At 42.0% G+C, this 15943-nt stretch carries 13 protein-coding genes; 9 read left to right on the forward strand and 4 right to left on the reverse strand.

Annotated elements, in window-relative coordinates; translation table 11 throughout:
- Positions 1–6 precede the first annotated feature (6 nt).
- Positions 7–897, reverse strand: a complete 891-nt coding sequence (locus GO009_RS00605) for a RimK family alpha-L-glutamate ligase (RefSeq protein WP_163624211.1) — start codon at positions 895–897, stop codon at positions 7–9.
- Positions 898–1069: 172 nt separating this feature from the next.
- Here GO009_RS00605 and GO009_RS00610 point away from each other — a divergent pair, with 172 nt between their 5' ends.
- The 8 genes from GO009_RS00610 to GO009_RS00645 all read left to right on the forward strand — a co-directional run bounded on the left by GO009_RS00610 (position 1070) and on the right by GO009_RS00645 (position 12264).
- Positions 1070–1738 carry a succinate dehydrogenase cytochrome b subunit gene (locus GO009_RS00610; protein WP_163624212.1) on the forward strand — a complete coding sequence of 223 codons (669 nt, stop codon included), beginning with the start codon at positions 1070–1072 and terminating at the stop codon, positions 1736–1738.
- Positions 1739–1740: 2 nt separating this feature from the next.
- The gene (locus GO009_RS00615) at positions 1741–3744 is read left to right on the forward strand and encodes a fumarate reductase/succinate dehydrogenase flavoprotein subunit (protein WP_163624213.1); all 2004 of its coding nucleotides are present in this window, start codon (positions 1741–1743) and stop codon (positions 3742–3744) included.
- A gap of 6 nt (positions 3745–3750) precedes the next feature.
- Positions 3751–4497: a succinate dehydrogenase/fumarate reductase iron-sulfur subunit gene (locus GO009_RS00620; protein ID WP_163624214.1), complete on the forward strand. Its 747-nt coding sequence runs from the start codon at positions 3751–3753 to the stop codon at positions 4495–4497.
- A 431-nt stretch (positions 4498–4928) separates the two neighbouring features.
- On the forward strand, positions 4929–6341 hold the full coding sequence (locus GO009_RS00625) for a PAS domain-containing sensor histidine kinase (protein ID WP_163624215.1): 1413 nt from the start codon (positions 4929–4931) through the stop codon (positions 6339–6341).
- 42 nt (positions 6342–6383) lie between these two features.
- A complete protein-coding gene (locus GO009_RS00630) occupies positions 6384–7166 on the forward strand; it encodes an enoyl-CoA hydratase-related protein (protein WP_163624216.1) in 783 nt (260 codons plus the stop codon).
- 24 nt (positions 7167–7190) lie between these two features.
- On the forward strand, positions 7191–8744 hold the full coding sequence (locus GO009_RS00635; RefSeq protein WP_163624217.1) for a hypothetical protein: 1554 nt from the start codon (positions 7191–7193) through the stop codon (positions 8742–8744).
- Positions 8745–9744: 1000 nt separating this feature from the next.
- Positions 9745–10698 (forward strand): collagen-like protein, encoded by a 954-nt coding sequence (locus GO009_RS00640; RefSeq protein WP_163624218.1) that lies wholly within the window; start codon positions 9745–9747, stop codon positions 10696–10698.
- 492 nt (positions 10699–11190) lie between these two features.
- Entirely contained in the window at positions 11191–12264 is a 1074-nt protein-coding gene (locus GO009_RS00645; RefSeq protein WP_163624219.1) for a PA0069 family radical SAM protein, read from the forward strand.
- A gap of 231 nt (positions 12265–12495) precedes the next feature.
- Here the strand turns inward: GO009_RS00645 and trpS are convergent, their stop codons facing one another.
- Together trpS and GO009_RS00655 are read right to left on the reverse strand one after the other, a co-directional pair.
- On the reverse strand, positions 12496–13464 hold the full coding sequence (gene trpS, locus GO009_RS00650; RefSeq protein WP_163624220.1) for a tryptophan--tRNA ligase: 969 nt from the start codon (positions 13462–13464) through the stop codon (positions 12496–12498).
- A gap of 87 nt (positions 13465–13551) precedes the next feature.
- Positions 13552–13794, reverse strand: coding sequence for a GlsB/YeaQ/YmgE family stress response membrane protein (locus tag GO009_RS00655; protein ID WP_163624221.1), 243 nt, complete (start codon positions 13792–13794; stop codon positions 13552–13554).
- Between the two features lie 57 nt (positions 13795–13851).
- Between GO009_RS00655 and GO009_RS00660 the strand changes: the two genes are divergently transcribed.
- Positions 13852–14589, forward strand: a complete 738-nt coding sequence (locus GO009_RS00660; protein ID WP_163624222.1) for a 1-acyl-sn-glycerol-3-phosphate acyltransferase — start codon at positions 13852–13854, stop codon at positions 14587–14589.
- Positions 14590–14683: 94 nt separating this feature from the next.
- On the opposite strand, the gene GO009_RS00665 is transcribed toward GO009_RS00660, so the two are convergent.
- Entirely contained in the window at positions 14684–15850 is a 1167-nt protein-coding gene (locus GO009_RS00665; protein ID WP_313790186.1) for a histidine kinase, read from the reverse strand.
- Between the last annotated feature and the right edge of the window lie 93 nt (positions 15851–15943).

The raw sequence follows: 15943 nt of genomic DNA on the forward strand, positions 1-15943 counted from the left end.
ACGAGTTCATTTTCTGTTCCTTCCACTGTGCTTTTCTACATATTGAACAATGTGCTTGGCCACATTTACCCCCGTTACCGCCTCAATGCCCTTTAACCCCGGCGATGCATTTACCTCTATCAGTAAAGGCCCGTTTTTGGATCGGATCAAATCTACACCGGCCACACCAAGACCCAAATGTTTGGTGGCATTTACAGCTATAAATTTTTCCCTTGGCGTCAACTGTACTTTTTGGGTTTCCGCACCCCGGTGCACATTGGATCTAAAATCGTCCAGTCCACTGGTTCGTTTCATGCTGGCCACAATTTTGTTGCCCACAACAATAATTCTAAGGTCTTCCCCATTGGCCTCCTCTATATATTGTTGCAGCAAAATGCTCGTGTTCATATTATACAAAGTATCTATAACGGATTTTGCCGATTTTTTGCTTTCTGCCAAAATAACCCCTTTGCCCTGGGTTCCTTCTTGTAGTTTGATGATAACAGGAGCACCCCCCAACAGCTCTATTTGATCTTCTACATTGTTCGGGTTGATGGAGAACACGGTTTTTGGCACAGGTATTCCTTTTTTGGACATCATTTGTAAGGTAGAAACCTTGTTTCTGGCCCTGATGATCCCCAACGATTTCGCCGTGCTGAAGACATGGTTCATTTCAAACTGCTTTACAATGGCCGCACCGTGGCGAGTCACCGTTGTGCCAATTCTCGGAACAATGGCATCAAATTCATCGGTAATGTTCTCCGTTCCAAAAAAAATCTGCGGTTTATCATCGCCCAGCTGTACCGAACATTTGGTATGGTCAATATGCTCCACATAATGACCTGCCTTTTCAAATTCCTCTGCAATCCTAGCTGTGGAATATACATTGAGGCTTACGGATAAAATGGCAATGTCCATGTTTTTTGCATTGGTTTGAAAATCAATTGTAATATCGGTTAAAATTCCCAAAATAGAATCCTGAAGGATTAAATCCCAGTAGCTTAAAATGAATCTAAATAACCTGTTTTACGATGTTGAAAGCTTGTTAAAAACTCATCCGTGCCGTAAATTTGTTGAAAAACCAGCACTAATGAGTGGAATGATAAAGTCATCGCTTGCCCGAAAAGTGATAATGGCACTTTCGGGTCTTTTTTTGGTTGTTTTTCTTACACAACATTTTACCATTAATTTTGCTTCGGTAGTAGATCCCGAAACTTTTAATTCCTGGTCCCATTTTATGGGATATAATCCTTTGGTACAGTTTGTCCTACAACCTATTTTGATTGCTGGCGTAATTGTACACTTTGTAATGGGTTTTGTTTTGGAGATCCAGAACAGAAAAGCCAGGGGCACAGCCTATGTAAAGTACAAGGGCAGCGCCAATGCTCCATGGGTGTCCCGCAATATGATCTATTCCGGATTGGTTATCCTTGCTTTTTTGGCATTGCACTTCTACGATTTTTGGGTACACGAAATGGTCTATAAATATATTGAGGCCAACCCTGAGGACCCAACACGTTACTACGCAGAAACCGTAGAAAAGTTTGCTCCCATTTGGAGAACCATCATTTATGTGGTGGCATTCTTCTTACTGAGCCTTCACTTATGGCACGGGTTTGCTTCATCTTTCCAGACCATGGGCGTAAACAACAAGTACACTCCAGCCATCAAAACTTTCACTAAAATATTTTCGGTGGTCATTCCATTGGGCTTTGCTTTTATCGCCCTATATCACCACCTTAACCCAATAACACATTAAGTATGGGCATATTGGATTCCAAAATTCCATCTGGGCCGTTGGCCGATAAATGGACCAAACATAAAAACGACATCAATCTGGTTAACCCTGCCAACAAAAGGAACATCGACATCATTGTTGTAGGTACAGGACTTGCAGGTGGTGCCGCAGCAGCCACTTTGGCCGAGTTGGGTTATAACGTAAAAACATTCTGCTATCAAGATTCACCGCGTAGGGCGCACTCCATTGCGGCCCAAGGGGGAATTAACGCTGCAAAAAACTATCAAGGAGATGGCGATAGTAACTACCGTCTTTTCTACGATACCATAAAAGGTGGTGATTACCGCTCCCGCGAAGCGAACGTTTACCGTTTGGCTGAGGTGTCGGGGAACATCATCGACCAATGTGTGGCGCAAGGGGTTCCCTTTGCCCGTGAGTATGGGGGAATGTTGGACAATCGCTCTTTTGGTGGGGTACTGGTATCCAGAACCTTTTATGCCAAAGGACAGACCGGTCAGCAATTGTTGCTCGGCGCATATTCCGCTATGAACCGTCAAATAAACCGTGGTAAGATACAGGCCTTTAACCGCCACGAAATGATGGATTTGGTATTGGTAGACGGTAAGGCTCGTGGAATAATCGCCAGAAACTTGGTGACCGGAGAAATTGAAAGACACAGTGCACATGCCGTAGTTTTGGCTACTGGAGGGTACGGAAATGTGTTCTTCCTTTCCACCAACGCTATGGGAAGCAACGTAATGGCTGCATGGAGAGCACACCGTAAAGGAGCTTTCTTCGCCAACCCATGTTTTACACAAATCCACCCAACTTGTATTCCTGTTTCAGGCGACCATCAATCCAAATTGACATTGATGTCCGAATCACTTCGTAACGATGGTCGAATCTGGGTTCCCAAGAAAAAAGAAGATGCAATCGCCATCCGCGAAGGCAAGTTGAAGCCAACGGAAATTATTGAAGAGGATAGAGACTATTATTTGGAAAGAAGGTATCCTGCCTTTGGTAACCTAGTGCCCCGTGATGTGGCTTCGAGAGCTGCCAAGGAACGTTGCGATGCTGGGTTTGGGGTAAACAAAACCGGGGAAGCGGTATTCTTGGATTTTGCCTCCGCCATTGAACGTTACGGAAAAGAAAAGGCGTTGACCTCTGGACTTAAAAATCCTGATAAAGCGACTATCACAAAATTAGGTGAAGAGGTTGTGGAGGCCAAGTATGGTAACCTGTTCCAGATGTACGAAAAAATCGTAGATCAGAATCCATACAAAACCCCAATGATGATTTATCCTGCGGTACACTACACCATGGGCGGGCTTTGGGTAGATTATAACTTGCAGACCACAATTCCTGGCTGCTATGCTGCTGGCGAGGCCAACTTTAGCGATCACGGTGCTAACCGTTTGGGAGCTTCCGCATTGATGCAAGGACTTGCAGACGGTTATTTTGTATTGCCATACACTATCGGCGACTACCTATCAAAAGATATTAGAACCGGAGCCATTCCAACAGATTCTCCAGAGTTTGAGGAAGCCGAAAAACAAGTTCGCGAGAGAATGGAAAAGTTGATGAGCGGTTCAGGAATCCATTCCGTAGACTACTACCACAAAAAGTTGGGCAAGATCATGTGGAACAAATGTGGTATGGCCCGTAACGAAAAGGAACTGAAAGAAGCCATCAAGGAAATTTCGGCGCTAAGGAAGGATTTCTGGGAGAACGTAAAAATTCCCGGAAGCATCGATTCTAAAAACCAAGAGCTGGAAAAAGCCGGACGCGTTGCTGATTTTTTGGAATTGGGCGAGCTTTTCGCAAAGGATGCACTGCACAGAAACGAATCCTGCGGCGGACACTTCCGCGAAGAGTACCAAACGGAAGAAGGCGAAGCGCTACGTGATGACGAGAACTTTAAATATGTGGCCGCTTGGGAATATAAGGGCGAGCCCAAGGATGCCGAATTGCACAAGGAGGATTTGGTATACGAAAACATTGAACTGAAGACAAGATCCTACAAATAAGAAACTATGAAATTATATTTAAAAATATGGCGTCAAAAGGACGCATCCTCACCCGGGAAAATAGTTGATTATACCCTTGATGGTGTAGAAGGAGATATGTCTTTCCTAGAGATGCTGGACATCTTAAATGAAGAATTGGTCTCCAAAGGAGAGGAACCTGTTGAGTTTGACCATGATTGTAGGGAAGGTATCTGCGGAACATGTTCGCTTCAAATCAATGGAGAGCCCCATGGACCGGACAGATTGGTAACCACTTGCCAATTGCACATGCGAAAGTTCAACGATGGGGATACCATTGTAATTGAGCCTTTCCGTGCCAAGGCATTCCCCGTGATCAAGGATTTGATCGTGGACCGGAGTTCGTTTGAGAGAATCCAACAAGCTGGTGGCTATATCTCTGTGAATACTTCGGGGAACACTGTGGACGCCAACTCCATTCCAATTAACAAATACGATGCGGACGAAGCCATGGATGCCGCTACCTGTATTGGTTGTGGAGCTTGTGTGGCCGCTTGTAAAAATGCAAGTGCCATGTTGTTCACCTCAGCCAAAGTTTCCCAATTTGCCTTGTTGCCGCAAGGAAGGATCGAAGCTACGGAACGTGTTCAAAATATGGTTCGCCAAATGGATTTGGAAGGTTTTGGTAATTGTACCAACACGGGAGCATGTGAAATAGAGTGCCCAAAAGGTATTTCCTTGACCAACATTGCCCGTATGAATCGCGAGTACTTATCCGCTACTTTAAAGGGATAAATCTTATAAAATTTCAATATACAAAACCCAAATTTCCAATAGGAGTTTGGGTTTTTTGTTTTTAGGAAGAAATCTAAGTAGTGTTAGGTCGAGCGCAGTCGGAACCTAATTTAAATGGGTTAATCAACCGAAACCTCTCGACTGCGGTCGAGGTGATATATTCGTGAAAATCAGTGTGGTTTGTGTCAAAATCACTTGCCTTGTACAGAACAAATAATAAATGTAATTTCTTAATATATCCGCCTACCACCTTTAGGCAAGAATTTCACAAAACAGCTACAATACCTTTCTTAAAGAATCAATGTAAATGAAATTCTTGAGCTTCATTTTTGCTCTTGCACTTTATTTGGCTCGATAATTGCTTAAATTTAAGGCTAAATCAAGCGAGCTTGTTAAGAAAATTTTCCTTACGGTCACGCATATTTGTTGCCATGATAACCTTGGTAGTACTCGCATCTGTATTGATTGCCGGGGTTACGGTTTATCAGTACAAGGAACAAGGCAACGACTATCATAACGAAAGGTTGGAGCGAAAGGAAGAGCAGCTCATAAAAAGTATCAATTATGTCCTAAAGGAAACGACATATCCCATAACCACGGAGAATCTTCACCTTATATTCAGCGAGGAGATTTATGAGATAGCCAACATCCAAAATGTAAATTTTAATATTTACGACCTGGAGGGCAATTTGATCAAAAGCTCTCGCCCAACTTTTGAATCCAATTCAATTGCTACATGTCTCGACCCCGAAGTGCTAAATTTTCTCAGGGACAGCGGAGAAACTCGGTTTGTGGAGGAAAAAAGGACGGCAGGAGATAATTATCAATCCACCTATACCTACATTTACGACCTTAGGTTTAAGCCCATAGGCATCATGAACCTTCCTTATTTTGAAGATAACACCTTCAATAATATGGAATTGAGGGAATTTCTCTTCAGGTTGGGAATGGTATATGTTTTAATGCTGATTGTTGCCATTATTTTGGCATATTTTATTTCAAAATACATTACAAGGTCACTCCAGACCATATCGGACAAAATCAACAGAACCAACTTGACCCATCAAAATGAAAAAATTTATTTGGAAAGTCCTGGAGAGGAAATCGGAAAATTGGTGGACTCCTACAACCGAATGATCGATGAGTTAGAAGAAAGTGCTGTAAAATTGGCACGTAGCGAACGAGAACAGGCATGGCGTGAAATGGCGAAACAGGTAGCCCACGAAATTAAAAATCCTCTAACGCCTTTACGGCTAACTGTGCAGAGTTTTGAGCGCAAATTCGACCCAAATGACCCCGATATTCAGAAAAAGGTAAAAGAGTTTTCCAAAACCTTGATACAACAAATAGACACCATGAGCAATATTGCCACAGCATTTTCCAGTTTTGCCGATATGCCCGCTCAGCAGAACGAAACTTTGAATGTGGTTAAGGTGGTAAAATTGGCCATGGAGATTTTTAATGAAGACTATATTCATTTTATAGCCGACGAAGAAGAAATTGTGGCCAAGCTGGATCGTACCCAGTTAATAAGGGTAATCACCAATCTGGTGAAGAACGCCATTCAAGCTGTGCCCGATGTAGACTCGCCGAGAATCTTGGTAACAGTGGCCTCCGTAGGCGATCGTGTTAAAATTTCGATTGCAGACAACGGCCTTGGAATAGCGGACGAGCACAAACACCAAATTTTTGAGCCTAAATTCACTACTAAATCCAGCGGAACAGGTTTAGGCCTGGGAATGGTAAAGAACATTGTGGAAAACTACGGCGGAACCATTAACTTTACTTCTAAAGTTGGAAAAGGGACCGTTTTTACCATTGAGTTTCCAAAAGAACATAAATAATAATGGCGGACATTGTACAGCCCGTCTCAAACATCAGTATACATGGATTTCGAAAACATTTACATTGAAGAAGAGAACAATTTGGCCACCATAACCATAAACAGACCCAAAAAGCTCAATGCCCTCAACAAAAGAACAATTGAAGAGTTGCACGTGGCCTTTAAGGAGCTGGACGAGGACAGGGACATAAAAGTGATCATTATCACTGGAAGTGGTGAAAAAGCCTTTGTTGCCGGTGCCGATATTTCCGAATTTGCCAATTTCTCGGTAAAGGAAGGTCGCCAGTTGGCGGCAGTTGGGCAGCAGCAACTGTTCGATTTTGTGGAAAACCTGTCCACACCGGTAATAGCTGCAATTAATGGCTTTGCCCTTGGCGGCGGATTGGAGCTTGCCATGGCATGTCATTTTAGAGTGGCCAGTAGCAATGCTAGAATGGGCTTGCCAGAAGTGTCGTTGGGCGTAATTCCCGGTTATGGTGGAACCCAGCGCTTGCCCCAGTTGGTAGGCAAGGGAAGGGCCATGGAAATGATCATGACCGCAGGAATGATCGATTCCGACAAAGCATTTGGATATGGATTGGTGAACCATGTAGTATCTTCGGAAGAATTGTTGCCATTTTGTATGAAAATTGCGAACAGGATATCGAATAATTCCAGTGTCGCCATAAAATATGCAATAAAAGCGGTAAATGCTGGTTTTAGATATGACGCTGATGGCTATTCGGTGGAAATTGATGCCTTTGGCAATTGCTTTGGAACGGACGACTTTAAAGAAGGAACCTCCGCGTTTTTGGATAAACGAAAAGCAGATTTCCCTGGATCGTGACCATCGGCTTAACCAAGCCAGATCATGAAAAAATACCTACTTCCATTATTTTGCCTTGTATTGACAGGCATGGCCGTCAATGCCCAAAAAATGCCCGTTTCCTACGATTTTGGAGAGAAATATAGAGACAGGTACCGCTATTCCAACCTCGTGGCCATTAATGAAGATGATTCGGGAGGTTACGTTTTGGTGCGCGCCTATTACCAAGGATTGGTGCTTAAGCCCAAGGGATACCTTATAGAACAGTACAACAGCGATTTGGAACTGGTTTCCGAGTACAACTATAAACTCAAAGGGTTGGACTTTGTGAACGGATTCCTGAAAAATGGCCAGTTGAACCTCTTGTTCCTAAATTATAATCCCAATAAAGAGGAATATGAATACTGGGTGCATACCAGCCCCATAATAGATTTTAATTTCAGGCCAAAAAAACTGCTCTCCATTGCTTCCGAAGAAGTAAAAGACCCCGTTGGGAAAAACTATTATAACCGAGACTTTTCCCGTGGCTTTACCACAGCCATTCTTTTTAATGAGGAGAAGACAGGGTTCGTAATAAGCACACATCATAAAAAAGGGAAGAGCAACAAACACATGATCCATTTGTTCGATACCGCGCTCAACAAAAAGTTCGAATATGATTTTTCCGATGAGATTGAGGAGAAAAACTATGCTTTTGAGAACGTAGCTTTTTCACCAGACCTGCAAACAGCCTATATTGTAGGGAAGGCCTACTTTAAAAAGAGACGTTTTAGGGTCGATGAAAGAAAGTTTCAATACGAATTGATCAAAGTCTCGCAATACGGGAGCAAAACACAATCTTTTGTAGATCCTGGCAAGTACCCGGAAGCATTGTATCCGATCTTGGTTAAAAACAGACTGGTCTGTATAGGTTTTTATGCAGATAGAAAAGACAACCGATACAACGGTATTGCTTATTTTGATGTAAACCAAAGCACATTGGACATCCAAACCCAAAAATACAATGCTTTTTCACAGCAGTTTATGGAAGACAAGTTTGGACGTGCAGGAGAACATGATATAAAAAACCTTGTTTTTAAAGGAGTTGAGGTAACCGATGACCAAGATATCTTGTTCAATGCAGAAGAATATTTTGTGACTTCAGGTTTAGAGGTTACCGGAGCTGGACAACGTGTAAAGATTGAGCGTTATCACTATAATGACATTGTTAGCGTTAAATTAGGAGCTAATGGTGATATGAAATGGGCCAGAAACATCAACAAGACCGAAGTTACCCAAGGTGATGGAGCCTATGCCTCCTACAGTTCGTACTGCAAAAATGGTAAAACGTACTTTTTTATCTGTACTTCATCGGAGCACCCACAACTCATAAACAACGAGCGATTGATCTTTAAGCAAGGTTTTAGCAGAAACCGAAACGTTTTCCTGATTTCTTTGGATGAAAACGGAGTTATGGATTATGAAAAAATCATCGACCAGCAAGAAGCCAGATTACCACTCATGGTTTCCAAACCACTTAAGGACGAAGAGGAGGACAAAATGCTCTTCTACGCAAAGCAAGGAAGCAGAAAACAATTGGTTAAGGTTGATTTTAAATAAGAACCTAGACTCATAAACACCAAGTACAAGCTCAAGTATCAAACTCAAACGCAAGTTCAGATTCAAGTATCAAGTACAAGAGTAAAGAAAAGAGAGCCAAGAACCAAGAGACAAGACTTTGTGCATTGAACTTACTGCAAACTGTAAACTGCCTCCAGCCTTCTGACAAGTTCAAATTCAAGTATCAAGTTCAAGAGCCAAGAACCAAGTTGGGAGTTCAGAGTTAGGAGTTACGAAGTTATTCAGTTATTACGCTTTGACACTAATTTCTCGAATGGCCACGAATTGTTTCATTGTCATTTCGAACCGACCAGCGGGAGGGTGAGAAATCCCGTCACCCTGAACTGGCCTTCCTACCGGCAAAAGGCAGGTTTCAGGGTCTCACTCCTATGGGATTCCGAAACGAGTTCGGAATAACGGTTGGCTACATTTGACACGGATTTCACAAATGATCACGGATGCTTTTAAACTTCGTACTTCGAGCATCCGACTCCCGATAATCTCAAGAACATTTGTCCCCTTTATGGCTATCTGCCTGTCCGCACGGAAGAACAACAGTGGTAAAACAAAATAAATTCGAGAGAATCTGTGCAATTCCAGCCTAAAGGCGGCAGGCAGGCGTGTCAAACTTTACAGCGTTGAAGCGATTCTTCACCTTCCTTGAAATGTCAGGAGAAGTGATGTCATTTCAAAATGAGGAGTGCAGCGACGATTGAGAAAGCTATTTGATGCTGATACTTCGGATTTCCCACACTCCAGCCAATCAAGATTGGGGTCTGGTTAGAAATTAGGATATGACTTAATGCCAATTCGTGGAACTACTAGTTTCAATCTTCTCATTATACAATAAAGAAGGAAAAAACTTACAAATTAATTTTTCTATCAATCCATGTGTGCCATTCGTCAATCCAAACCCTGCATAGGTTAGTTAGGCACTAAAACACCCATTTTTACAACATACTTTTGGTTTCATATAACCCTAATTAAAAACAAAATTATTATGAAATCAATTAGATTATTTAGTATGGCCATGCTCTGCATGGCAATGGTTTTGGTCTCCTGTTCGGGCGAAGATGGAGAGCAAGGACTCCAAGGAAAAGAAGGCCCTCAAGGTCCCCAAGGTGAGCAAGGAGATCAGGGCGAGCAAGGAGAACCGGGGAAGGACAATCCTGCCAAGGATTTTTATTTTCAAAATGGGTACAAAGGTTATGAAGGCACACAAGATGCCCAAATCAGTGATGTAGGAGGAAGTACAAACAATGGGATTCTCAATATCATTGATGATGTGGATAATCCTGGTGATGAAAGACTATCCCTTATAAGGTTTGATGGAATAGCAGATAAGGTAAACAATGAGTATGGTTCGGATAATACAAGTTGTGGTGATAAATATTCCGTGAACCAAGCGATTTTGTATTTATATTGTACTCAGACATTGGGTAACTTGGCACCAGGATATATTCATCTTGGGTTCTATGGCCCACAAGATCCTTTGTTTGATGAAGAATCGGTTACTTGGTCAATGGCCAATGCAACCGACCCTTGGTTTATTCCAGGAGCAAGAAGTGAACTTTTTGAAGGACCATTCCCTGGTACTGATAATTATACAGCTGGTATGGGTTTAATCGGAGATTCTTCATCAAACATAGGATGGATTGCGGTTCATTTGCCTCGTGATGTAGTGATGCGTTGGATTTGCGATGAAAGCGAGAGAAATAAAGGAATCCGCTTGAGGCTGTCCACTGATGCTGATGGAGGTACAACTACAATGAGATTTATGTCAAGTGAATCTGACAAGCCTGATCTTAGACCTCTATTGGTAATTCAGACCGAAGAACTTGATGCTGACACTTCTGCAAAATCTGCTATGAACAATACAAAACCAAAAGATTGGGAAAGTCTTACCTACGAGGAAAGAATGGCTCCATTATATGAATTCCTTTCTAAAAAATAGATAAAAGAAATCTAATAAACTTTTTAATTAAGGATATTCCCCCGTTGGGGCACCTAACCAAAGCGAAGAAGCCGGGCGAATGCTCGGCTTTTCCTATGCTGTGCTTGACATGGAATGACAACAGTGGTGAAACAAAAAAATTCGAGAGAATCTGTGCAATTCCTGCCTAAAGGCGGCAGGCAGGCGTGTCAAACTTTATAGCGTTGAAGGGATTCTTTACCTTCCGTGAAATGTCAAGAGAAGTAATGTCATTTCGAAATGAGGAGTGCAACGACGATTGAGAAATCTATTTGATACCGATACTTCAGATTTCTCACACCCCACCCAATCAAGATTGGGTTCCCGTTCGAAATGACGGAGTGTCTGGATACAAATTCATGACATTTGTGCCAACCTCATTAATACTTATAAACCATCTAAATCTCTAGTAATCCATCAATCAAAATACCCAAACAAAGGAAATAATCCATATATTTGGAATAAATCCATCAAATGTCATCCGAAGAATTTTTAAAAGGAAGGGGAGCACAGCAAAATACAAGCAATCGGTTTTTGCAGCATGTGTATGAGATGCGGGAGGAATTTTTGGAATTCTGTCGCTTGGAAGGCGAGGAAGCCGAAAGCAACAAAACAAGGTACATTCCTATTTTTCCAAAAACGATTGTCAACAAAGTGGATAGCCCCGATGTGGGGATGGGATATTCCATGAACCCTTACCAAGGTTGTGAGCATGGATGTATTTATTGTTATGCCAGAAACACCCACGAATATTGGGGCTATAGTGCAGGTTTGGATTTTGAGCGTCGAATTTTGGTGAAAGAATCGGCACCAAAGCTTTTAGAAACCAAAATAAAACATAAAAAATGGAAGGCACAGACCATTGTGCTATCCGGCAACACCGATTGTTACCAACCCGCAGAGCAAAAGTTTGGGATTACACGAAAATGTCTTGAAGTTTTTTTAAAGTACCGGCATCCCGTGGGCATTATCACAAAAAACGCTTTGGTGTTGCGCGACCTCGATATTTTAAAGGAGTTGAACAAACATCAATTGGTCGGGGTCAATATTTCTGTTACCTCATTATCAGAAAAAACAAGACGAAAACTGGAGCCCAGAACGGCATCCATTCAAAAACGATTAAAGACCATTCAGGTATTATCCGAGAACAATATACCCGTTAATGCTATGCTAGCACCCATGATTCCCGGAATCAATTCACATGAATTGTTGCCGTTGGCCAAGGCGGTTGCAGAGCATGGGGCTCTCTCTTTTGGGTTAACGGTGGTGCGGCTCAATGGGGCCATAGGGCAAATATTTTCGGACTGGATCAAAAAGGCGATGCCAGATAGGGCTGAAAAGGTTCTACATCAAATACAGGATTGCCACGGGGGAACCTTAAATGATAGCCGATTTGGCACAAGAACAAAAGGAGAGGGCAAAATTGCGGAGCAAATACACGAAATGGCCCATTTGGCCAGAAAGCGATATTTTAAAGATAAAACCTTTCCTCGTTTGAATATGGAGCTTCACGAAGAATACAAAGATGGACAGATGAAATTGTTTTAATTACAATTTGCCAATCATCAATTGAAAAGTTGACAACTTTCAATTAGTGTTCGTTCATTCAGAGCTAATATCCCGGGGGCTTGCAGGAATTTCCCAGTTAATCTTTGTTGCCTTTTTGTGCAAAGTCAAAAAACCAAAATGCTATTATTGGATTCCCGTTTTCACGGAAATGACAGTTGCAATGGAAACTCCGATGCAAACATGCGGGGTAGTTCTTTTTGATAAAAGAACTTAATATCCCAACTTCTCACGAACTCTTGTCAGCACCTCATCCGCCACTTTACGGGCTTTTGCTGCACCAAAAGCCAAAGCTTCATCTACTTCGTTCTTGTGGTTCATGTAGTATTCGAACTTTTCGCGGGGCTCTTCAAATTTTTCCAAAATGAGTTCGTACAAGGCTTGTTTAGCGTGTCCGTAACCATAATTTCCTGCCAAATAATTAGCGCTCATTTCCTCAATCTGTTCCGTAGAGGCCAATAATTTGTATAGAGCAAATACGTTGTCCTTGCTAGGGTCTTTAGGGTCTTCCATTGGTGTGCTGTCCGTAACAATACCCATAATCTGCTTGCGGAGTTTTTTGTCCGGTTGAAACAGGTTGATAAGGTTGCCTCGGCTTTTGCTCATTTTTTCGCCATCCGTACCGGGCACATACATGGTTTCCTTGTGCACTTTGGCTTCGGGCATCACAAATGTTTCACCCATCTGGTTGTGAAAGCGGGAGGCTACATCGCGGGTCATTTCCAAATGCTGGAGCTGGTCTTTCCCTACTGGAACAATATCAGCATCATAAAGTAAAATATCGGCGGCCATGAGCATTGGGTAGGTAAACAAGCCTGCGTTCACATCTTCCAACCTATCGGCCTTGTCTTTAAAGGAGTGTGCCAACGTTAATCGCTGGTACGGAAAAAAACAGCTAAGGTACCACGCCAATTCAGCCGTTTGTGGAACATCGCTCTGTCTGTAAAAAACAGTTTTTTCAATATCCAGACCAAAGGCCAGCCAAGCTGCAGCTATGGCATAGGTGTTGTTTCGTAACAGCTCACCATCCTTAATTTGGGTAAGCGAGTGCATATCGGCAATAAACAGAAAGGAATCGTTTTTGGGGTCTTCCGCCATTTTAATGGCAGGTGCAATTGCTCCCAAAATGTTACCCAAGTGCGGTGTGCCTGTACTTTGTATTCCGGTCAGAATTCGGGCCATGCTAGATTTTTGCCCGTAAAAGTAAGCATCCCGCACCTATAAAAAAAGCGGTAGTACCGCTTTACGTAGCATTGATCTAATGTGGGTTTATTTCTTGAACAGCCCGGCAACGAAAAGAATCACTACGGCGCCAATAACCCCTGTGATGAGGTGACCGATAATGCCCGACCCTATGTGGATTCCAAGTGCGCCAAAAAGCCAATTGCCCACAATTCCACCAACAATTCCCAAAATAATATTTAAAAGAAGGCCAAAGCCACCCCCTTTCATAATTTTGCCCGCAAGCCATCCGGCTAGGGCTCCGATCAATAAAGCATATAAAATACCCATGTCCTAAATTTTAATGGTTAGTCTTATAAAGATATTCAAAAATTTTACTTTTGATGAATGCTTGGAATAATCAAAAATGCGGGACATTTAGTATATAGGGTTTGGTTCTATATCTTGGTTACCGTTCCCATTCTTATATTTTTTCCGTTTTTACTCCTACTGACCATTTCCGAAAAAACCTATCCTCAATTTTTTTGGCTTGCCCGAAACTTATGGGCCCGTCCTATTTTATATGGTATGGGCTGTTTTCCCAAGATTGTTCGCGAGCAGCGTATGAAGAAAGGAAAAAGCTATATGCTAGTGGCCAACCACACCAGTATGCTTGATATTATGCTGATGCTGGTGATCAGTAGCAACCCTTTTGTTTTTGTGGGCAAAAAGGAATTGGAGAACCTCCCCATTTTTGGATTTTTCTATAAGCGGGTCTGCATAATGGTGGATAGGGAAAACGTTCGTAGCAGGACCGGAGTGTATCGACGTGCCCAAAGGAGACTAGACCAAGGGTTGAGCATTTGTATTTTTCCCGAAGGTGGCGTGCCCGAAGAAGACATTGTTTTGGACAAGTTTAAGGATGGTGCGTTTAAGATGGCGATTGCCCATAAAATTCCTGTGGTACCCATGACTTTTTTGGATAATAAAAAGCGTTTTTCATTTACTTTTTTTAGTGGGGGGCCTGGGCAAATAAGGGCAAAAGTGCACGAGTTTTTCGAGACTGGGATTTTGAGTGCTTCGGATACCTCTACTTTAAGGGAAGAGGTAAGGGATGTAATTTTGAAAGAACTGACCAAACAGTAAAAATTCTATAAAGGTATTTTTATAATCACCGTGGTGCCCAAAGGACGATTATCATCATCAAACTTATCTACTATTTGAATAGATTCGACATAGGTTATATCAGATTGGGAAGTTTTAGGGAAATACTTCTTTTCTGGATGTCATTGTCAAAACTATGGGTAATTGTAGTGGTAATTTTAAAGTCTTTTACAGTATTTAAGAGATTGATTTGATCTTGCCATTGCAAAATACTTTCGCGGTAACCCGATTGATTTTTTGCGTATTTACCTATTTGGAGCGATTGGTGAAGGACCTTGAGCGTTACAGAGGAGTCGGCAACTTTTAGCAGCACATCAAAATGTTGTCCTCTTTGTTGGTTGTACATGGCGTTTTCAATAATATTCTCAAAAAGCGTTTGCACTACAAGGGAAGGAATGGTCGCCTCTTCCATCTTTTTTGAGTTTTCGTGGAGAGATATATTATAATCAAACAAACCATCATAACGTAGCTTTTGAAGTTTTAGGTACGAATGGAGCATGTCTATTTCATCTTTTAAGTGAACCGTTTCCTGTCCCAATTGATTCAGGTAAAACCGGATGAGCTTGCTGAACATGGACAAATACTCCAAGGCCAGTCTTTTTTTCTCCGAGGTAATAAAATATTGGATGGAATTGAGCGAATTGAAAACAAAATGTGGATTTAATTGTGAACTCAGGCTTTTTAGCTTCAACTCGACCATCTCTTCTTTGATCTTTATCAAGCGGTCGTGTTCTTCCATCAACGCTTCGTGGGTGCGAACGCTTCTAATTTTTATGCCACAGATGGCGGCAAAGGCCGAGAGCATTTTAAGATGATGGTCCGTAAAAAAGCCCTTTTCGGGATGTTCGCAATCAATAACGCCATAAACAATATCCTCGCAGGTAATAGGTACACAAATTTCCGATAATCTTGCCTCGTCGTCCTCAATATATCTAGGGTCTTTAGAGGCATCGTCAATAATTTCCGCTTGGGCCGTTTGGGCCACATAACCCGATATTCCTTGGCCCATAGGAATTTTAACTGGATTGTAAATAGTCTTGTCTTTTGGGTTTTTTGGGCCGTACGCAGCTTTTTGGATCAAGTGCTCTTTTTTGTCGTCTACTAGATAGATCACACAATCCACAAACCCCAACTGGCCAATACAGTTCTTGGCCACGTCCCAGAGAATATCATCTTCATTTTCCTTTCCCATAAGCGATTTTGAAAAGTAAATGAGGACATCTTCAAACTGATTATTTTTCACATTGTCAAAAGGTTGGTTAGTTTTATAAGTCTGAAAGTAAGAAAAATATGTGAATGTCTTTGGCACAAAAAAGCACCCTTTTTAATAGGGCGC

The sequence above is a fragment of the Allomuricauda sp. TY007 genome (assembly GCF_010468565.1).
Taxonomy (GTDB): domain Bacteria; phylum Bacteroidota; class Bacteroidia; order Flavobacteriales; family Flavobacteriaceae; genus Flagellimonas.